The following is a 25,243-nucleotide window of genomic DNA, read 5'->3' as shown; positions in this document are numbered from 1 at the left end:
CATACTATTTAAATTGTCAGCCGAATCCGGTATTCTAATTGCATATTTCCACCTACAATTTGTTAAACTTAAATTCTTTTCTGCTTCATGCTTTCAATCGTTATTTGTTCCATTGATCCTCAACGTGCGCGCACGGTGACTGACAATATCCATGCTACTGTTGGGGTTGAACATGAAGTGATTATCATTGACAATGCCAAAGCTTTAGGCGGCATGGGAGCTGGTTATAATGCAGGTGCCGCAAAAGCGCAATACGATACAATCTGTTTCATGCATGACGATGTGGAGTTCCTGACGAAGGACTGGGGCCAGTGCGTGCTCTCGCATTTTAAAGCGGATGCAAAGTTGGGACTGATCGGAATTGCAGGTAGCCGTTATAAAAGTAAAACGATTTCTGGCTGGTGGACGAATCAGCCAAAGGCAGATTGTTGTAATATCTATCAGCGGCTGCCTACTGGCAAGGACAGGAAGTTTTTGCTGCGCCCGGCGGGGAAGAATGATGTCGTTGTGCCGGTGAAGTGCCTGGATGGCGTATGGTTGTGTACGCGCAAGAAAATCTGGCAGGAGTTTCCGTTTAATACTGCTGATCTGAAAGGGTTCCATTTTTATGACCTGGATCTAAGTTTGCGGATCTCTGAAGTATATACGGTGGCGGTTGTGTATGATGTAGATCTTTTACATTTCTCGAATGGCAACTTCGGCGATGAGTGGGTGAGGGGGGCGATCTTCTTTCATGAGCAGGTGAATAAGGTGCCCTTGCCGGCAAGCCTGGATACCCCTGCCGGGCATGCGGAGCTGCATGTGTGTAAGGCCTGGTTGCAGCGATTGCAGATTGAAAAGATTAGCTGGGAAAATAGACGCTTGTGGGTGAAGGCGGCAAAGGCGATGGATTTTCCGAGCCTGTGGCCAACGGTGGCGGGGTTTTATTTCCCTTATGTAGAGAAGGCGAAGATGAAGTTGAAAGCCATGATATCATAAAAGGTTAAACTTATAAGAGCATTTATTTTTTAAATGAAAATCTTTTTAACGGTTATTCTTATTTAAAATAAAAAAGGTGTGGTTGTTTTAACCACACCTTTTTTATTTAACCTGGTTCCATTACCTGATCAGCGTCACGGTTCCCTTCTCCATTTGCGGATGCATTTCTTCGCCATAAAACCCATACTGGATCATATACACATAAGTTCCTACCGGCGCTAATTCATCCCTCACTTTACCATCCCATCCACTACTATAATCTTCTGTCTGGTACACCAGGTTACCTACCCTGTTAAAGATCCGCATACTAAAATAAGCAATCCCCAATCCTTTCACCCTGAACACATCATTTTGTCCATCACCATTTGGCGTAAACGCTGTTGGTATAAACAACTTCTTATAATGCGTCACTGTGACTGTCACTGTATCAGTTGGAATACAATTCAATCCTGTCAGCGTACTTACCACATAAGTAATAGTAGAATCAGGCGTTGCCACTGGCGAAGCACAGTCTATACAACTTAAGCTCTCATCCGGTGTCCATACATAATCCAATCCGTTCGTAGCTTTCAGGGTTACTGACTGCCCGATATTAATAGTGGTATCATTATTCCAGATATGAATGGCAGCTACATCATTATTTTCAATTGTCACAATAGAATCCAGGCGACAGTTCTGTGCATCCCTGATCAAAATCGAATAGGTACCTGCACTGAGATTGGAGATATGGGTCTGCGTCATCAGGTCACTGCCCCAATAGAACTTGTACGGAGAGGTTCCGCCTGAAGGGTTTACTTCGATTGTTCCATTCCCTCTTTCGCAGAGTTCATTGGTGATGGCCACCCCTGTTTTGAGCGGAGCCGGTGCCGGCAGTTCGATGCTGACGCTGTCGATACATACCGCATTGCGGATATAAATATGATAATTCTTCTGTTGCAGGCCTGTGATCACGGGCGATGTCTGCACAGTTTTGAATGTATCGATGGTATATTCAAACGGCGGTACACCTTTATTGATCTGGATCGTAATAGAGCCATCGGTCGCATCATAGCAGGTAGGCTTCGTACCACTCGCGGTAGCCCTAATGATGTTGGCAGTGTGTTCTACTACCGTAAAAGGCTGCGCCAGGCTACACCCTACGGCATCTATAATCTTCACATTGTAAGTACCGGGATCCAGTTTAGGATACAGGGAATCGCTGCCCTTGTTCTGGGTATTGAAGTAATACGTATAGGGGTAAACACCGCCTGTAGGCATTGCTTCAATCTGGCCCAGTTCAATACCGCAATCAATATTGGTCACGACTGTGTTGGAAAGGGAAAGCGGTTTGCTGACGGTTACATGCACAGTATCGCTGCCTTCGCAAAAGCCATTGCTCACGGTTACGCTGAAGTCACCGGTGAAAGTAGCATCGATGGTACGGGTTGTTTCGCCTGTACTCCACTTATAAGTAAGACCGGGACCGGCATCGAGGGTGACGGATGTAGTATTACAGGTACCTGTATCCCTGCCCAGGTTTGGCTTCGTCATGGAGGTCAGTCTTGTGATGGTAAATGTCTGCGAGATCTCACATCCTATAGCATCTGTAACCCTGATGGTGTACATGCCTGCATCCAGGTTTTTATTCAATGAATCTGTACCCTTATTGGTGCCATCAAAGTAATAGGTATATGGATAGGTGCCTCCGGTAGGTCTTACATCGATCTGACCTAAGCTGCCTGCACAATCTACATTGGTCACCGCGGTATTGGACAGGTCCAGCGGCTGGTTGATGGCGACATGTATAGTATCCCTGCCCTCACAGTAGCCATTGCTCACCGTAACGATATAATCACCTGTTGTAGATACGACGATGGTACGGGTTTTGGCACCGGTGTTCCATAAATAAGTTCTGCCTTCACCTGCATCGAGTGTCACCGTTCCTACACCACAGGTACCGGTATCATTGCCAAGCTTTGGTTTTGGCGGTGCCAGTACAACCACCTCTTTACAGAAAGACGACTGGGTGGAAAGACTTTCGTTGGTGAGCAGGTGAATGCTGTACACTCCTGCTGAATCGTATATGATTGGTGATGGCGGTGTCGCATTAGTGGAAGATGGGGTGTTGGAATTGGTACAGCTGTTGAACTGTAGTCTGAAGATCTTGTGTGAATCCGCATCAGCAATCATGGAATACAGGTTATCACCATCCCTGAACATGGTAGAGATAGAGTGGGGGAAGGTCAGACCGCTGATGTTCAGCTTAGAACCTGTGATAGGACCTTCTATGCCGCTGGGGAAATCGACTCTCACTACATCGTGGGTAAGGTTGTTGACCGCGATGCCGTAGAAATTGCCGCAATCATTGATGATGGTGATATCCCTGGGCTGGGTGAGTACGCCGCTGGCATTACCAAGATCGGTGCTGACAGGCGTATTGCCGATAGAGCTGCCGAAGTCCATGCGGACGAGGGTACCGGAGTATGTACTGGTGATGAAGATGTAATTTTTGTTATTGTATTTAGCAGCATAGATCCCGGAGGGCCAGTTAAGGGTACCGGTCACGTTGCCTAAGTTTTGTGCAGTAGGAGGGTTGGTAAAGTTCTTACCGAAGTAAAAACGGGTTACCGTGTTGTCGTCCGCGTTTACTGTGAGTCCCCAGTATTCATCGCCTTCCTGGATGATGGTGAGTTCTGTAGGGTAGTTTAGTGTAGTACCGATATTCCCCCAGTTGGTTGCGGTCAGACTCGCCTGGGCGGTGCCAAGACTAGTACCGAAGTCCACCTTGATGATGCGGGCTAAAGGGGTCGTGTGGCCGCCGACTACGATCAGGTGCCAGCCGTTTTCGTCTTTTACCACCTGGAGACCTTCAGTATATTGCGGTACCACCCCGTTGAAACTACCGAGATCCTCCGCAGTGGGGGTGTTGAGCAGACTACTACCATAGGTAAGCCGGACAATGCTGTTCTTACCGAAGTTAGAAACAAAGCCGTACCAAATGCCGTTGTCCTGCTGGATGGTAATGAAAGTGGGCACATAGAGCAGGCTACCGGGGTTTCCCAGATCAGTGAGTGTAGGGGTACCGTATAGGTCATACCCACAAAAATTCCAGTAATAGGTACTTGCCCCTACAGATGTATTGGTGATATTCACGGGGTCATTAATACAAACGGTATCCGGTGCTGTAAAACCAGCTTGTCCCCAAACGTTCAGCCACATTAACAAACAAAAGCTGAATAAGAGTAATTGCTTCATAAATAGGTATAGATTGCGTACGTAGTGCCTCATTAGCACAGATTTGTCCTTATTGTCCCGAACAGAGTTAACCTCTTTACATAAAGGTAAATTTTTTTGATTTAATTATCAGGGGCATCCTACCAAATCAGGGTAAAAACACCCTCTCCATGCTGGCTGCTATCAGGTCCTGGCCTGCGTAAACCAGATGCCCACGGCTGTTATACAATCGCATATGTATAAACGCAATGCCTAATGCCTTGCACCCCTAGAATGCATAATTCTTAGCGGCCTATCACGGCAAAGGCTCTCTTTTTGATTGTACCCCATACCTGCATTACATCTTCAGAGATCTTCAGTTGCAGGAGCAGTACCCCATAGATGGCAGTAAATGCTGCGGACCTGGCCACCAGTCCCAAAAACGGGTTATCCAGGTGAATGGTATATGCTACCAGGGGGTATACGGCTATGGGCAGCAGCACCGCCAGGATAGTCTTGTTAGTAAAAGGCTGTAAATGATAAACTTTATAGAGGAAGATATACCTGATCACATTGAAGACGGTCCTGGAAATCAGGGTGGCGAGTGCCGCACCTACCATTCCATGTGTTTTGATGAGGATATAGGTGAGCGGCAGTGTGAGGGTAAGCAGGAGGATGTTTGAGTACAATTCAAATTTCCATCTCCTCGAAGTAATGATGATGGCGCTGTTCATACCAGTACCCAGTTCAATCACCTGGTAGAGTCCCAGGTAGAACATCACCGGTTTGCCTAGATGATAGATCGGGTTTGGATTTACCCAGTTCAGCAGGTCATCCCAGTTCAGCATGATCATGGCAAAGATGAAACTGGATGCGATGAGCAGGTTCAGGGAGGTCTTCTTATAGATCCTGTCCAGTTTTAACATATCCTTGTCTTTCCATGCCTGTGAAATAGGGCCGGCCAGCATGCTGAGGGCTGCCCTGTAAGGGACCACGATAAAGTTGGAAATGTATTGTGTATTCACAAAGACGGAGGTGAAATCCAGTCCCATAAAGCTCGAAATCACAATGCTGTCCATAGTGGTGCTCAGCAGGGTGATCACATTACTGCCCAGGATGAACAGGCTGTAAGGCAGCATTTTCTTCCAGAGGCGCTGGGTGAGTTTGCTGATCTTAAAAGACATCTTTAATTGCCTGGCAAACAGCAGGTAAATGATCAGTGCTGCAAAGATGGCAAAGTACTGAAAGCTGAAGAGATCGGCGTACAGCGGGAATGAAATGAGGCCCCCTATGAATAGCAGGTTCAGGATGGTATTGATGGCGCGGAACAACACTTCTTTCAGAAAATTGGCTACATGACCTTTCTGTATGGTCCAGGTTTGTGCCTCCAGTACCTGGAACAGTGTAAGAAATAATGTGAGGGGGAATACAAGATAGAAATATTCTACGAGGAGAGGGGATTTGCCACCGAACTTCTGAAGGATCAGGGGTTTCATAAACGTTGTGAAACTCAGCAGGATAATCAGGAAGCCAATGGTGGAAAAGACAAATGAGATGGTGACCAGTTCACTTTTGTTCTCCTTATGATAATTTTTATAATAGGGAAAAAACTTCACCACGATGGTATTGGTACCCAGCAGGGCGAAGCTGCTGAAAAGCAGGGTGATTTCAAGTAATACGCGGGTTAAGCCTGTTTGATCGGGTGCAAAATATTTGGCGTAAAGGTAAGTATTCAGCGCTCCTAATAAGAATCCGGCATAAATGAAGATCGTTGTAATGATACCTTTTTTCCTGATGGTACTCATATATTAAAAGCTAGCTGTATTTTTTAAAAAGTGATCCAAAATCCTTTGCAACCAAAAATTAAAGGTATTCATAATTTCGGATTATTATATCTTGCGGTCTGTCTTCAAATATAATGCCTTACTATAGAGGGGATGACTCATTCGGGATGCGGTGCCGGCGGCGCGGAACAGCATCCGGCTGATTTTTTGCAATAAATACAAAATGAGTCTTTACCTGTAAAGGCTATTGAACCATAAGACAATTTTGAACATGAAAAACCCTTATAAGATAAAAGTCTCGATATGTATTCCTGCGTATAAACAGGTGGATTACCTGCGTCGTTTGCTGGATTCACTGACCATACAGACCCTGAAAGAGCTGGAAGTGGTGATTACAGATGATAGTCCGGACAACGCGGTGGAGCAGCTGGTAAATGAGTTTATGCAGGAACTGCCTATTCGTTATTATAAAAATGTGCCGGCCAGGGGGATGCCGGGCAACTGGAATACCTGTCTGGATCTGGCGCAGGGGGAATATATCAAGATCATGCATGACGATGACTGGTTTATGCATCCGCATTCACTGGCTACCCTGTGTAAGGCGCTGGATGATCATCCTGAACACGATTTCGCTTATGCTGCATACTATAATTACTATCTTTTTACGGGAGAGAAAAAGGAAATGACATCTCCGGCCTGGTTCAGGAAAGCCTTTGCCAAAGCGCCGGTAAATGTCTTGTTCGATAATCTTGTGGGGCCACCGAGTGTGGTCATTCACCGGAATAAGCCGGCATACCGGTATGATGAAAAAGTGCGCTGGACGGTGGATGTAGACTTCTATATCCGTTTGCTGAATGCGCATCCGGGATTTACGTATATCCCCGAGCCTTTGTGTTATGTAGGGATGGGGAAGGAGCAGATTACGGAGGAAGTGCATGGGGTAAAAGAGGTGTTTATACCGGAGTATTTTTATGTGTTGCAGAAGATGGGAGAAAGGGCTTTCAGGAGTGTGCTGGTGTATGATTTCTTCTGGCGCCTGTTGCGGAATATGAAGATAAAAGGTGTGATGGATATTCGTAGTGCAGGTTATGAAGGGCCATTGCCACTGGTCACGAATTATGTGTTGAGATGGCAGCGGATCTTCCCTGAGGGCTGGCTGAAGTTTGGGCCATTGTCCAAACTGGCGAGTGGATTTTCTTTTTTGTTTGCACCTAAACCTAAAGCATAGTTCATGCAGTTATCTGTCATTATAGTCAATTATAATAGTCATGGACTGATCAATGATTGTATCGATACAATCGTGAGTCAGACGAAAGAAATCAGTTACGAAGTAATTGTGGTAGATAATCAGTCGGCCCCAGGGAGCCTGGCCCGGATAGTGGCCAGGCATCCGTTTATCAGGGCGATTGAGATGGGTTATAATGGCGGGTTTTCGAGAGCGAATAATGCAGGCCTGCGTGCCGCCAGGGGGGAATACATGTTGTTGTTAAATCCCGATACGCTGATCTTGAATGGCGCTCTGGACAAATGTGTACAGCGCTTTAGCATGAGTGAGTTTGCGGCGTGTGGGGTGCAGCAGTTGAACGCGGATCATAGTACGCAGATCTCCGGGAACTATTTTATGAAGGGAGGTCTGAATCATTTACTGCCATTGCCATATTGGGGCAAAGTACTGAGATGGGTAGCGTTTAAGATGAAGACGAAGGTACCTAATGTGCAGCAGGCAAGTAGTATACATGAGGTGGACTGGATCAGTGGCGCTTACCTGATGATCAGGCGGAGTACGCTGGAGAAGGCGGGATATATGGATGAAGATTTCTTCCTGTATGCGGAAGAGGTAGAATGGTGTAGCAGGATTAAAAAGGTGGGTAAACTGGCCATCTTTGGAGATATCAATATTGTGCATTTGCAGGGAGAGACCACGGGCGAGGCGTTTGATTCAGAGGAGAAGGGGTACCAGGGATTGTTTGACAGGAAGGCATTGCAGGTGATGTTGTCAAATCATGTGCGGGTGAGAAAGCAGTTTGGGGTGTTTTGGTTTCTGTTCCTATTATTGAATTATAGTTTTGCGGTACCGGTATTCTTTTTCGGGAGTATCATTGAGAATTTGCTGAAGGGCCGGAATCCGTTTAAGTATATGCCGCAGGTGTGGGGCCTGACGAAGAATGTGTGGGCATTGTGGAAGTATAGCCCGGTGATCATCAGGAATAAACCGCATTTTTATAAAGTGTTATAAAATAATACCAGAATTGTTACCATGAAGATCAAGCCTCGTTTATGCTTTATACTGGCATTAGTCTGTTGCGTTACCATTGTTTCGGCACAGACACCTGTAAAGGTGGTACATGCATATTATAATGATGTATACAAGCAGTTCAATGCACAGGTCGTGAAGGTGCTGGGCCTTGAAAGGGAACAGGAAATTGCTCATAGCTTCTCTTATATCAGGGCAGTGAATCATCATCAGCTGAGCATCGACTACCAGCTCTATGAAGATTCCAGGATTATATCTGTGCAGATAAGGGGGAAGAAAAAGGATCTCGTTGATTTATTTGCGGCGTTTTATGACAGGAAGGTGAAAACAAATAAATTGTCGAAGCGGTCTTTGATTAAGAATGATGAGTGGGTGAGGCTGCTGGGGGATGAGGGGAAGATCATCATCCAGGCAATCATTTATTAGTAAGGGGTACCAAAATAAAACCTTTATGAAAGAGGGAATTCACCATCCGGAATGAAAACTAATTTCAAATAAAAAGAGGTTGTATCAAAAACTTATGTTGATACAACCTCTTTTTATTTATTGCAATGTTTTCTTAAGCGGCTACTTCTTTCTTTCTGAACTCCAGGACTATTGCACCAATCAGCAACAATAGTACGATCAGGGAGCTGAAGAACCCAATCTTGTCACCCAGGTAGAAACTCTTCGGGTGGAACTTAAATACGATTTCATGTTTACCGGCTGGTACGCTCAGGCCTCTCAGGGCATAGTCTACTCTTACGTAGTCCGTCTCTACCCCATCGATATAGGCTTTCCAACCTTCTTTGTAATAGACTTCACTGAACACGGCGAATTGAGGAGTCGCTGCATTGGAGGTGTAGCTGATCTCATCCACATCGTTCTTTACTAAGGCGATGGTAGCAGCAGAATCGTAGACCGGCTGTGCTTTTACAGCAGATTTGAAACGCTGATCGATTACTACGGAATCTTTTGTATTCAGGTTGTCCAGTGCTTTCATTTCAGCATCCGCATTAGGTGCCCACACGATATCCTTTACGAACCATGCATTGCCCAGTGCCTGCGGGTTGCGCTGTGCCACTACCTGCTGGCCGCCCTGGCCGGGTGTGATCACATATTTCGCATTCAGCATGTTCAGCACGTTCATATTGTTTTTGCTGATCTGGTTTTCGATCAGGTCCTGGTACAGGATCAGTTTTGCTGCGTGGTAACCACCTATAGAGTTGTGGAAGTAGGAGGTCATCGCATCGCTGAACGGATCGCCTTTGGTCACGTTGAACACTCTGAAGTAAGGGTCCTTATCTTCCGCAATTTGCTGATCGGCAGGAGTAGGGCTGAAATTGCCTTTGTATTTGGATTCCTCTACATAGTTGTCGGAGTTCAGGTAACGGGTATCTACCTGCAGTAAGTCGAATACTACCAGTACAATCAGACCGGCAGCGAGCCACTGCATTTTGATTTTATCTTTCAGGAAGTACCAGATCATGCCGAATGCAAGGGCAAACAGAATGATGGCCCTGAATACATCGCTTCTATAGAGGGAGGCTCTGTCTGCATGGAGGGCACGCATCAGCTGGTTGGCAATATCATCGCTGCCACCGGCCATTTGTTTGAATTGCTGTGCCATCATCTGGTCTGAGTTGTTAGACCAGCTCAGGGTGACAGACAGGATCAGCAGAATGCCAAGGATCACGCCCATGATGATACCGGAGCGCTTCAGGTTGGCTACCAGGTCAGCTTTCTTCAGTTCAGGGTTCAGTAAGGCCTGGATGCCGAGCACTGCGAGGATCACGAGTGTGAGCTGAGGTATGATCAGCACCATGCTGGGTGCGCGGAACTTGTTGTAGAAGGGCAGGTAGTCGAACAGGGCATAGTTAAAGAATGCGAGGTTGCTACCGTAGGACATGAGGACTGCCAGGATAGAAATGGCGAGGATCCACCATTTGTGCCAGGATTTGATCAGGCGGAAGCTGAAGATGGCGAGGAATACGATCACTATACCGAGGTATACGGGACCGGAGGTACCAGGTTGTTCACCCCAGTACATAGGCCATGCTTTGATCATCTGGGAGGCCTGTTGGTCAGGAACGCCAAGGCTTTTTAAGGTCTTGTAGGTCTCGGAGTTCTCGGTCAGTTCGCCCTGTGAGCTACCGCCATAGAGGTTAGGTACTACGAAGGTGAAAGTTTCGAAGATGCCGTAGCTCCAGCGGAAAGCGTATTCTTTGTCGAGGCCACTGCCTTTGGTATCGGCAGCTTTCTGGGTGAGTTCTGATTTACCGCCGCGAATGGTCTCTTTGGAGTATTCGTAGGTGGTCCACATCGTCATGGTATTGACAGCCATACTGAGGCCCAGGGCCGCTATGACCAGTACTCCGGTGAGGATGAGGTGTTTGTAATCTTTTTCCCTGATGGTGAATATTGCGAATACAATTCCCAGCACGCCCAGCAGCAGGAGGAAATAGTAGGTCACCTGCATGTGGTTCGAAGCGATGAGGAGGGACATGAACAGTGCGGTGACTGCCACGCCTTTGATGTATTTCTTTTGTGTGAGCATGATGATACCTGCGAGAACAGCGGGCAGGTAGGCGATGGCCATCATTTTCGTATCGTGGCCTGCACCGACTATGATAGGGTCATAGCTGGAATAGGCGTATGCGATGGCACCGAGGAGGCCGATCCAGGAGCGGGTACCGAGCACCACGCAGAGGAGGTAGAAGGAGAGGCCTGCCAGGAAGAAGAAGTTGATGGGCTTGGGCATCCAGAGGGTGAATACCTTGCCGAGATCGGAGATGTTGAACGGTTCGCGGCTTTCCAGTACGATCTGGTAGCCTGGCATGCCGCCGAACATGCTGTTGGTCCACAGAGGGGCCTGGCCATGAGCCGCTTTATAATCAAGCGATTGCTTGGCCATGGCCTGCCATTGAATATTATCGCCTTGTGTCAGGACCTGGCCGTCCAGCACTGGTTTGCAGTAGATGATGGCCAGCAGCAGGAGGATGCCGATGGCGATGATATGTGGCAGGAATTTCTTGAACCAGTCAGGTTTCATATAATTATGTACTTGTTTTTGAGTGGGTAAAGGTAATATATTATGGAATATCTAATAGGTTGAAACGCTCCTTCCGGGGAGGTCCTTGCCTGTAGGGAAAGATGCATTCCAAAAAAGGGATGTCTTTGCATTTATGAGTGCGTTTCCGGCAGGTGCACCGGTTCCCAGAACCCTTTCAGCACATCAATCCTGAACTGGATCACCGGCCAGGACTTCGCCGGCTTGCCCTGCAGCAGATAGTACCCGCCTATCACCACACTGGCACCTAACTTAAATAAGTACTCTATTCCTTTCTTAAACGTCGCTCCACCGCCTTTCTCCTTCATCCGCACCTTTTCGCCCCGGCCAATGCCGGAGGCCACACGATACATATATTCAGATGTTAGTTTCTTTACTTCCACCACATGGTGCACAATCACGGTTGGATCATACCAGATCACTCCCCCTCTCTCAATTAATTTATAAAAGAACTCCTTGCCTTCGCCCCCGATCCTCAAAGTCCCTTTCACACCTGGCAGACTGGTATTGAACCCTTTCACTGCAAAGAAGTCTTCTCTGCGTACGATCATATTGGATTCCAGGGGATAGCGGCCGTTGTCAAAGGGTTTGGTCTCCGGACTATAATCAAAATTCCCTACCAGGGAGGATACGTAATGCGACATCCACTTTGGTTCAGACGGGATGTATCTTGGAATGATCCGGCCGCCGAGACCGGTCGCATCCGGGTGGGTTTCGAAGAAGCGAATGATATTCTGCAGGTAGCCCGGCATAGCCACGGCATCATCGTCCATACAGCAGATCAGTTGGCCGGTGGAGAGTGCTGCCCCTGTATTGCGCGCATAAGAAGCGCCTTGCCTCTTTTCGAGATGATAGGAGAGCTGCATGTCCGGGTGGGTAGCGATATATTCCCTTACTTTTTCAGCGGTGTTATCCTGGCTGTTGTTGTCAACCACAATTACCTCATACAGTTTTTTGTCAAGATCCTGCTGGTACAGGCTATCGATGGCCTGTATAATATAGGCTTCCCTGTTATAAGAGCATATGACTACTGAAATGGCAATTTGCATGGGCGTTGTGTTTTTTCTAATTCAGGACAGCACGGAATAAACCATGCCAATCACAAATTTTTTTTGAAGAAAGCAAAATAACTGTAATTTATCCGAAATTTCAATATGGACAGGTTACGATTCTTTTTAAAACTGGCTTTTATCTGCAACCTGTGTTTCGCGCTGGCTGAGGTGGCACAATACATTGATTTTAAGGGGCAGGGGAGTGAATTATTGAAATTCGTACTGCCTATGGGGCTGATAGTGGCGTTTCCGCTTAACCTGATTACACTTATAATTGCAATAGTGATGCTGCTGAGGCATAAGGTGAGGATGGCCGATTTGCCGCCCTTTGTGTTTGTGGTGAACTTATTGGTATTGTTGTTTCAGTTTTATTTTCTCTTTTAAGGGATTTGCCTAACTTGTTAAAGCCAGCCTTTTTTTCTTAACTTACTTCCTCATTTCTATTTTCTGATGATTGAGAATTTACTAAAAGATAAGCCGACGAAGCTCTTCATGATCTTCTGTAGTTTCTTCGTGGCGAATGCATTGATTGCCGAGTGTATAGGCGGCAAGATCTTCTCCCTGGAGCGTTTACTGGGGCTGCCGGTGCATACTTTCACCATCTTCGGGTATCCGGGATTATCCTTCAATCTTACCTGTGGGGTTTTATTATGGCCCCTTGAGTTTGTACTGACGGATGTGGTGAATGAGTACTTTGGACCAAAGGCAGTAAGAAGGATCTCTTACATTGCGGTGGGCCTGATCTCCTACGCATTCCTGATGTTCTATATCGCGATCAAAGTCCCTGCGGCCGACTGGTGGCTGGGTTCAAGTGCGCAGGATGGCGTACCAAATATGCAGGATGCATTTGGCAGTATATTCGGACAGGGTATGTGGATCATCTTTGCAAGTATTATGGCATTCCTGGTGAGCCAGATCGTGGATGTGACGGTGTTTCACAGGATCAAGCGGGCAACGGGCGAGAAGCATGTGTGGCTGAGGGCTACCGGGTCTACGATTATTAGTCAGCTGGTAGATAGTTTTATCGTCCTGTTCATTGCATTTAAGATCGGGAAAGGCTGGAGCTGGCAGCAGGTGCTGGCCATTTGTGTAGTGAATTATACTTATAAGTTTATCATGGCGATTGTTCTGACACCGCTGATTTATTTCCTGGAAGGCAGGGTGGAGAAGTACCTGGGGAAAGAGACTACCGAAAGGATGAAGAAGGCGGCGATGGGGCAGGAGCTGGCCTGAGTAAAATAATAAAAGAGGGCCTGGATCAAAGTAATTTGAACGGATTTAGTCTTGTTTTTTAAATTCTAAATTTGTTCAAATTACTTTGTTCCAGGCTCTTTGTATTTTGATTTAATCATGGTGGCAACCACTTTATCAATTGGCAGGTGTACTGACTCTGCAGAGAAATCATCCCAATCAATCCACCTTGCAGCTTCAACATCCGTCACACCTTCGGGTACTACAAAATCAAAAGGCTTGCTGAGCAAAGGCGCTACAAATGGTGATAGCGGCGTAACCAGGTAATAAATGGAGATAATCTGCGTCTCATTATCAAAAGCAGAGATCTGGAAAAAGTCTGTCGTATAAAGGTGTTCTACTACTGCTACATCCTGGTTTAATTCCTCTCTCCATTCGCGGACAATGCATTCCAGTGTTCCTTCTCCAAACTCCAATCCACCACCGGGAAATTTTGTGAAATAATTGCCTTTGATGTATTCGTCAGTAACGAGTACTTGTTTTTTGTCATTGATCATAATGCCATACACCCGTACGTTGAACAAAGCTGCCATAAAAAAATGTTGTGTAGGGCAAATGTAGGGTAAAAAAAATGAGGTTGTATAAAAAGTAATTGGATGGCAGTAATGCCGGAAATTTACTTCTTATACGACCTCATTTAACGACCTTTTGCAGGTAAGAAAATTAAGCGGGAATGTCTCCTTAAGGTTGTCCGCCACCTCCCGCGGCACCATACACCTGTCCTGTACTAAAACTCGCATCACTTGCTGCCAGCTGTACATAAATCGATGCCAGTTCCGCTGGTTGTCCTGGTCTTCCCATGGGCGAATCTTCCCCGAACTTTTTCAGCTTCTCCATCGTCTGACCGCCGGAGACCTGTAATGGGGTCCAGATCGGGCCTGGTGCTACGCCATTTACCCTGATTCCTTTGGGTGCCAGTTGCTTTGCCAGTGACTTCACAAAATTCATGGTAGCGGCTTTTGTCTGCGCATAATCATACAAATTAGGAGAGGGATCATAGGCCTGCACCGAAGTAGTGCCGATAATTACAGCACCTGGTGGCAGGTGTGGCAGCGCAGCCTTTATAATCCAGAAGGGGGCATAGATATTCGTCTTGATGGTCCAGTCGAACTGCTCAGAAGAGATATCCAATATAGATTCGTGGGATTGTTGCCGGGCTGCATTACTTACCAGGATATCCAGGCCACCCAGTGCCTTCACGGCATCATCCACGAGTTTCTTACAGAAGGCTTCGTCCCGCAGGTCACCGGGAATACCCACCCCTTTTCTTCCTTCTTTTTTGATGAGGGCCAGCACTTCGTCGGCATCGGATTGTTCATCCGGCAGGTAGTTAATCACTACGTCTGCACCTTCACGGGCATACGCAATAGCGGCGGCACGGCCCATGCCTGAGTCTCCACCGGTAATGAGTGCCTTGCGGCCGGTGAGTCTGCCACTGCCTTTATAGGAGGTCTCGCCATGATCGGGTTTCGGAATCATCTTTGATGCCAATGCCGGCCAGGGCTGAGATTGAGGTTGAAAGGGAGGTTTGGGGTATTTGTTGAGTGGGTTCTCCAATGGGGCAGCAGTATTACCTGCAGCTGTAGTAGCATGATTATTCATTACAGGAGACAGTGATCCTGATCTGGAAATAACGGGGCTAATGGCCATCGCAGCAATGCTTGCGCCCAGTCCGGTAACGACCTGCCGGCGCGTGAAATGATTGTTCTGATCCATATGGCTGAAATTTATAAATCAGAAAACAAGGGAAGTGCCAAAAGAAGTAAATGGTTGATTAATATGATTTTATAAAAAAGGCCGCAACAGATACTGCTGCGGCCTTCTATACACATAATATGGCAATTAGAACCATTTCTTCTTCATAAAATACCAGCTGATGATCACCGAAATGATAATCGAAATCATGACCGGGATATAAAATGCATGGGCATTCCGCTGAAAGGGTATATCCACATTCATTCCATAAATACTTGCCACCAGCATAGGAAAGGTGAGTACGATGGTAATCGAGGTCAGGCGTTTCATCACCAGGTTCAGGTTGTTCGAAATGATGCTTGCAAATGCATCCATAGAACTCCCCATGATATTGGTGTATACGTTCGCCATTTCAAGAGCCTGTGAAGTATCTACGATCAGATCCTGCAGGAATTCCTTTTCATCTTCGTTTAGGCCGAGGAAGTTAGTCCTTTCCATTTTCATCAGCAGCAATTCATTGCTTCGCAGGGCTGTCACAAAGTATACAAGGCTTTTCTGGATCCGCATGATGTACAGCAGCTCTTCGTTTCGGTTGCTGTCATAGAGTTTCTGTTCCAATATATTCCTCCGCTGGTTGATCTCTTTCAGGTAGTCGAGGAAGTTCATGACTACTTTCTCAAAGATCTTCAGCACCATCATATTCCGCTTTTCAGGATGGCGGTTGTGGAAGGTGTTCAGGAATTTATTGATGGCAGCGTTGTCGAATGAGTTGACCGTCAGGATCTGGTTATGCGTCAGAATGATCACAATAGGGATCGTGATATAATAAGCATCACTTTCATTGATGGAGTTGTTCTCCGTAGGGGTTTTGATAACGATGAGTTTCACGTTATCTTCCAGCTCATAGCGGGATCTTTCGTCAATATCGAGGGAGTCGGTGAGGAAGTCGAGCGGAATGTCCAGCTCTTCGGAGAGCTGTTCGAACTCGGCTTGCCTGAGGGGCGGGGTGATATTCACCCATACACCGTTTTCAGGGGTTTTTACCTCAACTGTCCGTGCGTCTATATTTTTGAAGTATTGGATCATCCGGCCGCAAAGGTAGAATAATTAATAGGAAAGCATATTGCTTAATTATTAATTAATGGCGGGAGGGGGGAGATTAGCTGATGGCGTGGATGGTTTTGTGGCGGTTCAGGAAGCGGGGATAGCGGACGGTACGGGAGCTGAGGGGAATGATGGCGGGTTCCCGGGCAGGTATGCCGGGGGTGACAGGGGGATTAACAGGGTTTATATTGATCGGGAGAATGGCGGCTTCCTTTGGGGCGGAAGGAGAATTGTGAACTGGTTTCTCATTTAAAGGATTAGTGACCGGTGCTGTATTGGCAGCATTCTCTTTAAAGAATCCCGGTACCAGCACTGTGCAGGCGGAGAATCCACCCAGGAGTCTCAACATCCTCTCCTTCAATAATTCCGGCATCAACACGATGCAAGCCGGGTTTTTCTTTTTAAAGTGCATGGACAGCAGCACTGTACATCCTCCAATGCTGCGCTCCTTTTCCAGCATCCTTTCTCTTTGCCTTTCAGGCATTACAACCGTGCACCCGGCTATTTTACTGAGCCGGATGAATGCCTCCTCCCTCATGAAAGCAGGCAGCATCACTGTGCAACCAAAATTCTTATTTAGCCGGTGTACTGATCTCTCCCTCAAAAACGAGGGTAGCAGGACCACACAGCCAGATGTCTTTGTATTCACGTTCGCCGGTTTTGGTAAAACGCACTTCCAGGCCTCCACCGAGGGTCTGTACGGGTACGGTATAAGTCTTTTCTTCAGGGCCTGAAGCCATGAGAGCAGCGGCAGTAACACCGGTACCACAGGAATAGGTCTCATCTTCCACGCCTCTTTCATAGGTGCGTACGAAGATGCCATTGTCAGTAGGTTGAACAAAATTCACGTTAGTGCCCACAGCTTTGAAGCGATCATTGTAGCGGATCTGCCTGCCTTCTTCGAATACGTCGAGTGCTTTCACATCGTCTACGAACTTTACAAAGTGAGGTGAGCCGGTGTTCAGGTAGAAGTAGAGGTTGCCGATTTCCACCCCATTCACGTCCTGCATTTTCAGGTTCACCCAGTCGGTACCTTTCATGGTCGCTTCGTGCGGACCATCGATTGCCATAAAGCGCAGTACTTCGCTGTTCAGGCCCATTTTGCGGGCAAATGCTACCAAGCATCGGCCGCCATTGCCACACATGCTGCTTTCGCGACCGTCAGCATTGTAGTACTTCATACCAAAGTCATAGCCTTCGTAATTGTTGAGTAACATCAGTCCATCTGCACCGATGCCGAAACGGCGGTCACAAAGGAAGTGCACCTGCTCTTCAGTGAGAAAATCGTATTGGCCCTTGCGATTGTCCATGATGACGAAGTCATTGCCGGTCCCCTGGTATTTGTAAAAGTGAATTGCTGACATAATTGTACAAATCTACTACTCTTTAAGATAGCGTGCAAGTGCAACATGCCTTATAAATTAAAACCACAGGTATAGAAATATACCCGTGTTTCATGTCTACATTCGGTAGATGTACAATTTCTTGTACAACAACATTCAATATTTTGAAACCAGGGAAATAAGACTATTCCCCTGGTGGTGCTTAAACCTACAACTGTTACACCAGTGTCCCTGGCTAACAAAGCTCTTTAGTGTCAATTCAAACCGTTAAATATTTAACTTTATAGGCAAAAAAAAGGCTTAGCCTTCCTGTAATGTTTTAATAATCGTCTGGAACACGCTGGTGGCTTTCGCCAGATCATCTTTCGATACATTTCTTACTGCTTCGGCCATTAGTTCATTCAGCCAGGGTTCCACAATGCCCTGCATTTTTTTTCCACCGGCTGTCAGTACAACGATCTTATTTCTGCGATCTGCCAGATCTTCCCTGCGCTCCAGCAAGCCTCTTTTGGTCATATTGTCCAGCAGGTATACAATACTCACTTTGTCTTTGGATATAGCATCTGCAATCTCCTGTTGCTTCACACCGTCTTTTTTCCAAAGCACGCGCATGACCTGCAGCATCTCAGTCGTAAGGGGAAGGTCCTGTTCTTTCAGGAAAATACGGATACGCGTTTTGAAAGCCCCGGTGAGTACACCGAGTGAATCCGTAAATTCTGAAAAAGCCTGGTTCTTCGTCATGCGGAGGCTAAGTTAATGATTTAATGGTTAAATATTTAACCTATTTTACTTTTAGGCATATTTAGTAACTTAGGAGATGTCAGTTCTACCATTTTTAATGTATCTCACTTTTGTTGTCACCCCGCTGAAGCCTGTGGTGCCTGTGACACCTGATGTGGTGTTTCTGGATGAAAATAATAAAGAAGTGTCCCTGAATGCGCTCAAAGGGAAAGTGGTCTTTATCAATTTCTGGGCTACCTGGTGCCCGCCATGTCGTGCAGAATTGCCTTCCATTCATAAATTAAAGCAGGCATTTAGGGATAATAATAAGATTGTATTCCTCTTTGTGGATGTGGATGGCAATATGGCAAAGTCAAAGGCATTTATGAAGAAACATAAGTATGACCTGCCGGTGTATGCACCTAAAAGTCCGATCCCTTCCAATTTCCTTGGGAGTGCTATCCCGACTACCGTGATCATTGATAAGAAAGGGAAGATGGTTGGGCATATTGAAGGGAGTATGGATTATAATACCAAAGAAGTGATGAAAGGATTGAAAGACCTGACGGAGCAGTAAGAATTAATATACTGGTTCATGCCACTGCTGGCCCCTGTCTACCACTGGTCTTACCTTCACAATCTGGCAAGTGACCGTCGCCAGCAATTCCCGCGCTTTCTCTTCTCCATGCTTTTCCCTGATGCGGGTTTTGCTCTTTTCAAATTTCTCACCCGCGGTATCAATTTCCGTTACGGTAGCGGAAATTCTTGCTCCATGGTAGTCCCGTGCCCTGGCACCTGGCAGGTAGGCCATAAAGACCACTGCCTTGTTCTCCCTTATATTCTGCAGGGATACGGACACCGGGTCACTGATCTCAAATTCTATCATTCCTTCTGCTACCAGCCTGGGCGTACCCATAAGGGCAACATTTGGTTCCCCCTTGCTATTGGCGGTGCACAATAGCTTGTCATGGTGATTGTTGAAAAACTGGCTTAATAATTCATATGTGCTCATAAGGTGCATTTTGTATCTTATTTAACGAAGGTACAAATTGTATCTTAATTTTGTACTTTTGGTAAAAATATTTTCAAAATGGAAAGAAGAAGGGGCGATGAGTTATTAGAGAGTCTCTTTGATGCGACATTTCAGCTCATGAAAGAAACGCCGCATACTAACCTGACTTTTCAGCAGATAGCAGAAGCCGCTAAAACAAGCCGGACTGTATTGTACCGCCGCTGGCCGACCACTTTCGATTTACTCCAGGATATTTATACTTACAAGGCAAGGAAACTGTTTGAAGGGGAATACTTCGATGAATTGAAGGATACCGGTAGTCTGCGGGGGGATTTTATTCAGTTGCTGACTGTCTACCAGGGTGTGTATGATGAAATAGGGGCTGATGTGATGAACAATTACTTTTACATCAGGATGCAGGACCCGGATCATAGCAGGGAAACGGCGCTTCATACCGCTTCCCTGGAAAAGCACCAGCAGGCCATAGCGCATATTTTGAAGAATGCGAAGGCAAGAGGGGAGAAAATAAAGAAACTGAGCAAGGTGACACTTATGCTGCCTTTTGACCTGATCAGGATGGAGAACATGGCCCGGCAAGCGAATATCAGTAAAAAGCGACTGATCGCGATGGTGGATGAAGTGTTGCTCCCGGTGTTTAGTTAACGGCTGTGGAGCATGCTAGAAAATTCTCTCCTTCAGGAATCCGGCTAGCCTGCGGGATATTTACTTTTGATACATCCTTTATATTTTATCTGTTGATGTATGCCTGCATCTGTGGCGGATAGCGGTCTCCCTGAAACTGCAGGTCAGCATTATTGATACTTTCAATTTCTTCCTGCGTTAAATCAAGGGCAACAGCACCAGTGTTTTCTTTCAGTTTGTGTAATTTAGTTGTACCCGGAATCGGCACGATCCATGGTTTTTGTGCCATGAGCCAGGCGAGCGCCACCTGTGCCGGAGTCGCTGCTTTCTTCGCTGCGATTGCCTGTAATAAATCTACGACTGGCTGGTTTGCTTTGCGGTTCTCCTCGGAAAGGCGGGGTACAATATTCCTGTAATCTTTCTCATCAAATTTAGTAGCAGCATTGATCGTGCCTGTCAGGAATCCTTTGCCCAGCGGACTAAAAGGCACAAAGCCGATACCTAGTTCCCCGAGTACAGGCAGTATTTCCTGCTCTGGTTCCCGCCACCACAAGGAGTATTCGCTTTGCAGGGCGGCTACAGGTTGCACAGCGTGTGCTTTCCGGATGGTTTGTACGCCAGTTTCGGAAAGTCCCCAATGTTTTACTTTTCCTGCTTTGATGAGTTCCTGTACTGTGCCGGCTACTTCCTCAATAGGTACATTCGGGTCAACCCGGTGCTGGTAGAAGAGGTCGATATAATCTGTCTTCAGCCTTTTGAGAGAGGCATCAGCCACTTTCCTGATGTTTTCAGGGCGGCTGTCCAGACCCTGTAGGGGCTGTGCGTCTTTGAAGCCGAACTTGGTAGCGATCACTACCTGGTTGCGGTTGGAGGAGAAGGCTTCGCCGAGAAGTTCTTCGTTGGAGAAAGGGCCGTAGGCCTCAGCGGTATCAAAGAAAGTAATGCCGGCATCGAAGGCGGCGCGGAGCAGCCGGATAGCTTCCTTTTTGTCGATTTGAGGGCCATAGCCGAAGCTGAGTCCCATGCAGCCAAGTCCCAGTGCGGAGACTTCAAGGCCGGTGTTGCCAAGTGTTCTCTTTTTCATAAGGGCAAATTTCGGGTCATTGCGGGGATCTATGCTTATACAGATTACTGATTCCGTTACCAGGATTACAGGGGGCGTATCAGGGTGCCATAAGAATGGTTAAATTTGGATGTATGGAAGAGATCATAAAAATAGAAAGTATAGATACCTACAATAAATTGAGGGGAGTGAGCACCCGGCATCCCTTAATTACGGTAGTTGATTTGTCGAAGGCAAACAGGATGCCCGCGCGGACTTTCAATTTTGGGTTGTATGGGGTGTACCTGAAAGACCAGATGTGCGGGGAGCTGCGTTATGGCAGGAGGCATTATGACTACCAGGAAGGAACGCTGGTCTTTATAGGCCCGGGGCAGATTGTGGGTATGAATACAAAGGAACGTTCTTTTGAGGCAAATGGCTGGGGCCTGCTTTTTCATCCTGATCTTATAAAGGGTACGCACCTGGGGCGGCATATACAGGAGTACTCCTTCTTTTCTTATGATGTGAATGAAGCATTGCATTTGTCGGAAGAGGAAAGGGAGATTTTGCTGGATGGTTTCAGGAAGATCCAGGCAGAATTAGGCCGGGCAATAGATAAGCATAGTAAGAAGCTGGTGACTTCCGGTATAGAGCTGTTTTTGAATTACTGCAACCGCTTTTATGACAGTCAGTTTATAACCAGGGATAATGTACATAAAGGAGTGATCGAAAAATTCGAATCGCTGTTGCAGGACTACTTTACAACTGAGCAGGGCCAATTGCCTTCTGTATCCTGGTGTGCGGGGCAGTTGAATTTGTCAGCGAATTATTTTGGAGACCTGGTTAAGAAAGAAACGGGCAGGTCGGCACAGGAATATATTCAGGATAAGGTGATTGATATGGCGAAGGAGAGGGTGTTTGATCTGGAGAAGTCAATCAGTGAAGTGGCGTATGAGTTAGGGTTTAAGTACCCGGCGCATTTTACGAGGTTGTTTAAGCAGAAGGTGGGAGTAACACCGGTTGAGTACAGGAAATTAAATTAGATGGGGATACCTATAATTTCGATAGAAGAGGATTTCCAGGTATACAGGCTGGAAAATGGTGTGGCGCAGAAGCCACCGCACCGGAGGAATGATCATTTTCTTTTTATATTCCAGGAAAGTGGCAGGAGTGTATTGCATGTAGATGGGGTGGAGGTAATATTATCAGGTAAGATGGTTATGTGTATTAGCCCCGGGCAGGTGCATGAAACGATCGATGTGAGTAAGGATGTGAAAGCCTGGATTATCACGGCAGGGGCGAACAGGGTGCGTCATACAGCTATTTTCGAAAGGTTTTATTATTACTACAGCGGTCTTGCCATGGAGGCTCCCCTGGGGGAATGTTTCGCCTTACTCTATAAGATCAGTCCTGCTTTGTCAGAAGTGAAAATTTCATTGCTGGATGCCTGTATCGGGATGATCGCTGATGCCTATAATAAGACCTGTCCTGCCCCTGTAAACGGCTCCCGCAGGTCTGAGATTACCACTGCATTTAAACGCCTCGTATTGCAGCATTTTAGAGAATTTAAAAGTGCTGCTGATTATGCGGAATTATTACATATTACGCCATCTTATTTAAATGAGGTGGTAAAAGATTGCACGGGTTCTCCGCTGAGCTTTTGGGTGCAACAGGCGGTTGTGACAGAAGCAAAGCGGTTATTGGCAGGCACTGATCTGAGCATTAAGGAAATTGCTTTTTCACTGGGGTATGATGATCAGGGGTATTTTACCCGCTACTTTACCAATGCAGCTGGAGAGGCCCCGCTGGCCTATAAAACCAGAAACCGCAAATAATCCATAGGGCACCATAAATCATCCATTTCATAGAGGGCCTCAAATGTCCAACTTTGCGGCATGGTATATCTCATCTTATCCGGCATTATACTCTGGTATATTTTCCCTTATTTAAGACCTTCCAGATTAAAGCAATACTTAAGGCCTGATGCATATGCATTGGTAACCGGTTCTACCGATGGTATTGGTAAAGCTATCGCGCTTGAGCTGGCAGGCGCAGGTTTTAATTTAATCATCCATGGCAGGAATAAGGAGAAGCTGGCTTTGGTCAGTGAAGAATTAAAGGCCATCAATCCAACATGTAAGGTGATTCACCTGCTGCATGGGGAGCTGTCGCTTCCTGAGGATCTTCCAATAACTATCCTGGTAAATAATGTTGGCATCGGGCCTGTAGAAAGTTTTGCATCCGGCTCAGATTTTGAAAAAACGATCGACTTGAACGTTACTTTCCCTACCAGGCTCACCAGGTATGTGCTGCCCTTGATGCAGCAACCGGGGCTTATTTTAAATGTTTCCTCCTATGCAGGCCTGATGCCACCCCCGTATCTTGCAGTGTATGCTGGTACCAAGGCATATAATAATGCTTTTTCCATATCGCTTTCCAGGGAGCTAGATCATATTGAAGTCATATCACTGATAGTAGGGAGTGTGCATACGGCCTCCAATAAGAAACCGGTAACCTTTATGCGGCCTGCGGCAGCTACCTTTGCAAAGCATGTTTTGGGCATTGTCGGTTGTGGAAAAAAGCAGATAGCACCTTATTGGCCGCATGCGCTCCAGATTTTTCTGATATCTTTATTGCCTGAAAGATTGATTGACAGCGCTACAAAAAGAGCGATGAAGAAGGAGTTATAATCCAGCCTGCCAGACGACAGGCTGTTTCTTGTAATGTTTATTGTTATTTATACGAGCCGCGAAATTATCCGCGAATTCTGTGGAAATTCTGGAGAGGGAACTTTTTCTCATGAAATAAATATCTGAAAAAAGGATGCTAAGTATATGTTCCTTTTCTTAAGTTATATTGTTTAACTTAACTTGCAGCACTTTTAACTCTTAAGTATGACAAGTCCAATTGAGATAACGGCCGCTGTGCAGCTACTGATCGATCGTGTAGGGTCAGAATATGAATATGAAATAATACCGGTACAGGCAGGCATCGCTACCAATGGTGGCCGCATGGTTCCGGGCTGGGCCGTGTGGTTAAGTGAGTTCATTTGCGAGGCAGAACCAACTGAAGCATGGGAAAATGAAAATGGCGACCTGATTGCTGTACATACCCCGCATGTACCCGTTGATCAACTCATGTTTATTCCCGATGATAATATTAATCCCGATGGTAAGCATATACGTGTCAGCGTTAGTAACAATCCACTCGTGGATCACCTGATCGCACTGGCAGACCTGAAGGACTTCCTGGTTCCTTATGGTACGGTGCTGGAAGATGGTAAAGTGAATTTCAATACCTATACCGGCAATGTATACAATCATTACGATGCCTTGTTCAATAACCTGCTCCTCTTCCTCTCAGAAGGTAAGAAGATCGGTGCTAAATGCTATTGTGGTAGCATGAAACCTTATAGTCAGTGCCATGGTAAGAACCTGCCGGCAGCTATCGAGGAAGATAAGAAAGCTGTGAAGAAATTCAACGATGCCCTGAAGGAAGATGAAGTAGTGCAGGAATAGTCGTTTCCGGTTCATGCAACCTGTAAGCGAAAATTGTACCGGGTCATGTAAGTACTGCCCGGTACAATTATTATTAAACCGGGTCCCATCTATTGTTCTTATATCATTCCTTATTTTTATCCGCTCCCCATTCGTAATATAGAATCTACCGGCAATATAAACTTCCCTTTCTGATCATCTAGTTTTGTAAAGGCCTAGTGCCTGCTGGGAATGACTTGTTGCAGGGTATACACCGATAACCCGTTCACCGGGATAGGCCTATTCGCAACTATTTCAATCCCGGGTGCATATTGTAATAAACCCCAGGTTCATATCCCAATACCATTCCGGTTTGATTGCCCGGTCAACAAGAGACTTACTTCCTTATTCACCACATAGCGGTCCAGTCGTCGGGGCACGCCGGCAATCGGCATTACCACTTTGTTTAAAATCAGGGGAGGATAACAGGTTGGAAGCAAAGGGTAATTATTTTTAATGATAGGTGCTGCAACGGCAATAGCAGCAGGCAATTTTTCATGTGGCGGGTTATACTTGTACAAGTATAAGTATATTGCAGGCGCAAAAACGACCATCATCAGCAATGCAAATGATGCCTGTCATGAATGAG

The 25,243-nt window shown here is 46.4% G+C and carries 25 protein-coding genes; 12 read left to right on the top strand and 13 right to left on the bottom strand.

The genetic code is table 11. From position 1 onward, the window contains the following. Positions 1–87 precede the first annotated feature (87 nt). Positions 88–978 (top strand): glycosyltransferase, encoded by an 891-nt coding sequence (locus tag DXN04_RS16745; protein ID WP_116854534.1) that lies wholly within the window; start codon positions 88–90, stop codon positions 976–978. Positions 979–1,098: 120 nt separating this feature from the next. Here the strand turns inward: DXN04_RS16745 and DXN04_RS16740 are convergent, their stop codons facing one another. Both DXN04_RS16740 and DXN04_RS16735 read right to left on the bottom strand, forming a co-directional pair. Next, positions 1,099–4,212: a gliding motility-associated C-terminal domain-containing protein gene (locus DXN04_RS16740; protein ID WP_158569056.1), complete on the bottom strand. Its 3,114-nt coding sequence runs from the start codon at positions 4,210–4,212 to the stop codon at positions 1,099–1,101. Between the two features lie 263 nt (positions 4,213–4,475). Further along, entirely contained in the window at positions 4,476–5,975 is a 1,500-nt protein-coding gene (locus DXN04_RS16735) for a lipopolysaccharide biosynthesis protein (protein WP_116854532.1), read from the bottom strand. Between the two features lie 250 nt (positions 5,976–6,225). Here DXN04_RS16735 and DXN04_RS16730 point away from each other — a divergent pair, with 250 nt between their 5' ends. Genes DXN04_RS16730 through DXN04_RS16720 form a run of 3 tightly spaced genes read left to right on the top strand, consistent with a single transcriptional unit; the run spans position 6,226 to position 8,634 of the window. Continuing rightward, positions 6,226–7,182, top strand: a complete 957-nt coding sequence (locus tag DXN04_RS16730; RefSeq protein ID WP_116854531.1) for a glycosyltransferase family 2 protein — start codon at positions 6,226–6,228, stop codon at positions 7,180–7,182. A 3-nt stretch (positions 7,183–7,185) separates the two neighbouring features. Next, positions 7,186–8,190: a glycosyltransferase family 2 protein gene (locus tag DXN04_RS16725; RefSeq protein ID WP_116854530.1), complete on the top strand. Its 1,005-nt coding sequence runs from the start codon at positions 7,186–7,188 to the stop codon at positions 8,188–8,190. 21 nt (positions 8,191–8,211) lie between these two features. Next, positions 8,212–8,634: a hypothetical protein gene (locus DXN04_RS16720; RefSeq protein WP_116854529.1), complete on the top strand. Its 423-nt coding sequence runs from the start codon at positions 8,212–8,214 to the stop codon at positions 8,632–8,634. 133 nt (positions 8,635–8,767) lie between these two features. Here the strand turns inward: DXN04_RS16720 and DXN04_RS16715 are convergent, their stop codons facing one another. Together DXN04_RS16715 and DXN04_RS16710 are read right to left on the bottom strand one after the other, a co-directional pair. After that, entirely contained in the window at positions 8,768–11,239 is a 2,472-nt protein-coding gene (locus DXN04_RS16715; protein WP_116854528.1) for a YfhO family protein, read from the bottom strand. Between the two features lie 131 nt (positions 11,240–11,370). Then, positions 11,371–12,306 carry a glycosyltransferase gene (locus DXN04_RS16710; protein WP_116854527.1) on the bottom strand — a complete coding sequence of 312 codons (936 nt, stop codon included), beginning with the start codon at positions 12,304–12,306 and terminating at the stop codon, positions 11,371–11,373. Positions 12,307–12,411: 105 nt separating this feature from the next. Between DXN04_RS16710 and DXN04_RS16705 the strand changes: the two genes are divergently transcribed. After that, entirely contained in the window at positions 12,412–12,693 is a 282-nt protein-coding gene (locus DXN04_RS16705) for a hypothetical protein (RefSeq protein ID WP_116854526.1), read from the top strand. Positions 12,694–12,759: 66 nt separating this feature from the next. Next, complete coding sequence (locus DXN04_RS16700) at positions 12,760–13,542, top strand: queuosine precursor transporter (protein WP_116854525.1); 783 nt, start codon at positions 12,760–12,762, stop codon at positions 13,540–13,542. An 80-nt stretch (positions 13,543–13,622) separates the two neighbouring features. Here the strand turns inward: DXN04_RS16700 and DXN04_RS16695 are convergent, their stop codons facing one another. From DXN04_RS16695 to DXN04_RS16670, 6 genes are all read right to left on the bottom strand, one after another. Next, positions 13,623–14,093 carry an NUDIX hydrolase gene (locus DXN04_RS16695; protein ID WP_116854524.1) on the bottom strand — a complete coding sequence of 157 codons (471 nt, stop codon included), beginning with the start codon at positions 14,091–14,093 and terminating at the stop codon, positions 13,623–13,625. Between the two features lie 148 nt (positions 14,094–14,241). Next, a complete protein-coding gene (locus DXN04_RS16690; protein WP_116854523.1) occupies positions 14,242–15,276 on the bottom strand; it encodes an SDR family oxidoreductase in 1,035 nt (344 codons plus the stop codon). Positions 15,277–15,402: 126 nt separating this feature from the next. Continuing rightward, the gene (locus DXN04_RS16685; RefSeq protein WP_116854522.1) at positions 15,403–16,341 is read right to left on the bottom strand and encodes a magnesium transporter CorA family protein; all 939 of its coding nucleotides are present in this window, start codon (positions 16,339–16,341) and stop codon (positions 15,403–15,405) included. A gap of 73 nt (positions 16,342–16,414) precedes the next feature. Then, on the bottom strand, positions 16,415–16,915 hold the full coding sequence (locus DXN04_RS16680) for a hypothetical protein (RefSeq protein WP_147319963.1): 501 nt from the start codon (positions 16,913–16,915) through the stop codon (positions 16,415–16,417). A gap of 16 nt (positions 16,916–16,931) precedes the next feature. Further along, entirely contained in the window at positions 16,932–17,723 is a 792-nt protein-coding gene (dapF, locus tag DXN04_RS16675; RefSeq protein WP_116854520.1) for a diaminopimelate epimerase, read from the bottom strand. A gap of 279 nt (positions 17,724–18,002) precedes the next feature. Continuing rightward, a complete protein-coding gene (locus tag DXN04_RS16670) occupies positions 18,003–18,443 on the bottom strand; it encodes a MarR family winged helix-turn-helix transcriptional regulator (RefSeq protein WP_116854519.1) in 441 nt (146 codons plus the stop codon). 97 nt (positions 18,444–18,540) lie between these two features. Between DXN04_RS16670 and DXN04_RS16665 the strand changes: the two genes are divergently transcribed. After that, the gene (locus tag DXN04_RS16665) at positions 18,541–18,999 is read left to right on the top strand and encodes a TlpA family protein disulfide reductase (RefSeq protein WP_199415069.1); all 459 of its coding nucleotides are present in this window, start codon (positions 18,541–18,543) and stop codon (positions 18,997–18,999) included. Between the two features lie 3 nt (positions 19,000–19,002). Here the strand turns inward: DXN04_RS16665 and DXN04_RS16660 are convergent, their stop codons facing one another. Continuing rightward, positions 19,003–19,434 carry a pyridoxamine 5'-phosphate oxidase family protein gene (locus DXN04_RS16660; RefSeq protein WP_116854517.1) on the bottom strand — a complete coding sequence of 144 codons (432 nt, stop codon included), beginning with the start codon at positions 19,432–19,434 and terminating at the stop codon, positions 19,003–19,005. 78 nt (positions 19,435–19,512) lie between these two features. Between DXN04_RS16660 and DXN04_RS16655 the strand changes: the two genes are divergently transcribed. Next, positions 19,513–20,097, top strand: a complete 585-nt coding sequence (locus DXN04_RS16655; protein ID WP_116854516.1) for a TetR/AcrR family transcriptional regulator — start codon at positions 19,513–19,515, stop codon at positions 20,095–20,097. Positions 20,098–20,182: 85 nt separating this feature from the next. Here the strand turns inward: DXN04_RS16655 and DXN04_RS16650 are convergent, their stop codons facing one another. Then, positions 20,183–21,160: an aldo/keto reductase gene (locus tag DXN04_RS16650; protein WP_116854515.1), complete on the bottom strand. Its 978-nt coding sequence runs from the start codon at positions 21,158–21,160 to the stop codon at positions 20,183–20,185. A 113-nt stretch (positions 21,161–21,273) separates the two neighbouring features. Between DXN04_RS16650 and DXN04_RS16645 the strand changes: the two genes are divergently transcribed. The 4 genes from DXN04_RS16645 to DXN04_RS16630 all read left to right on the top strand — a co-directional run bounded on the left by DXN04_RS16645 (position 21,274) and on the right by DXN04_RS16630 (position 24,636). Then, positions 21,274–22,161: a helix-turn-helix domain-containing protein gene (locus DXN04_RS16645; protein ID WP_116854514.1), complete on the top strand. Its 888-nt coding sequence runs from the start codon at positions 21,274–21,276 to the stop codon at positions 22,159–22,161. Next, on the top strand, positions 22,162–22,953 hold the full coding sequence (locus DXN04_RS16640) for an AraC family transcriptional regulator (RefSeq protein ID WP_116854513.1): 792 nt from the start codon (positions 22,162–22,164) through the stop codon (positions 22,951–22,953). A 60-nt stretch (positions 22,954–23,013) separates the two neighbouring features. Next, positions 23,014–23,808 (top strand): SDR family NAD(P)-dependent oxidoreductase, encoded by a 795-nt coding sequence (locus DXN04_RS16635; protein ID WP_116854512.1) that lies wholly within the window; start codon positions 23,014–23,016, stop codon positions 23,806–23,808. A 204-nt stretch (positions 23,809–24,012) separates the two neighbouring features. Continuing rightward, on the top strand, positions 24,013–24,636 hold the full coding sequence (locus DXN04_RS16630; protein ID WP_116854511.1) for a hypothetical protein: 624 nt from the start codon (positions 24,013–24,015) through the stop codon (positions 24,634–24,636). 308 nt (positions 24,637–24,944) lie between these two features. On the opposite strand, the gene DXN04_RS16625 is transcribed toward DXN04_RS16630, so the two are convergent. Further along, positions 24,945–25,175: a hypothetical protein gene (locus DXN04_RS16625; RefSeq protein ID WP_147319962.1), complete on the bottom strand. Its 231-nt coding sequence runs from the start codon at positions 25,173–25,175 to the stop codon at positions 24,945–24,947. Positions 25,176–25,243 lie beyond the last annotated feature (68 nt).

It is taken from the genome of Chitinophaga silvisoli (assembly GCF_003412465.1).
GTDB classification, from domain to species: Bacteria; Bacteroidota; Bacteroidia; order Chitinophagales; family Chitinophagaceae; genus Chitinophaga; species Chitinophaga silvisoli.
The sequence above is the reverse complement of the archived record's forward strand: the minus strand, read 5'-3'. Positions and strand labels throughout refer to the sequence as shown.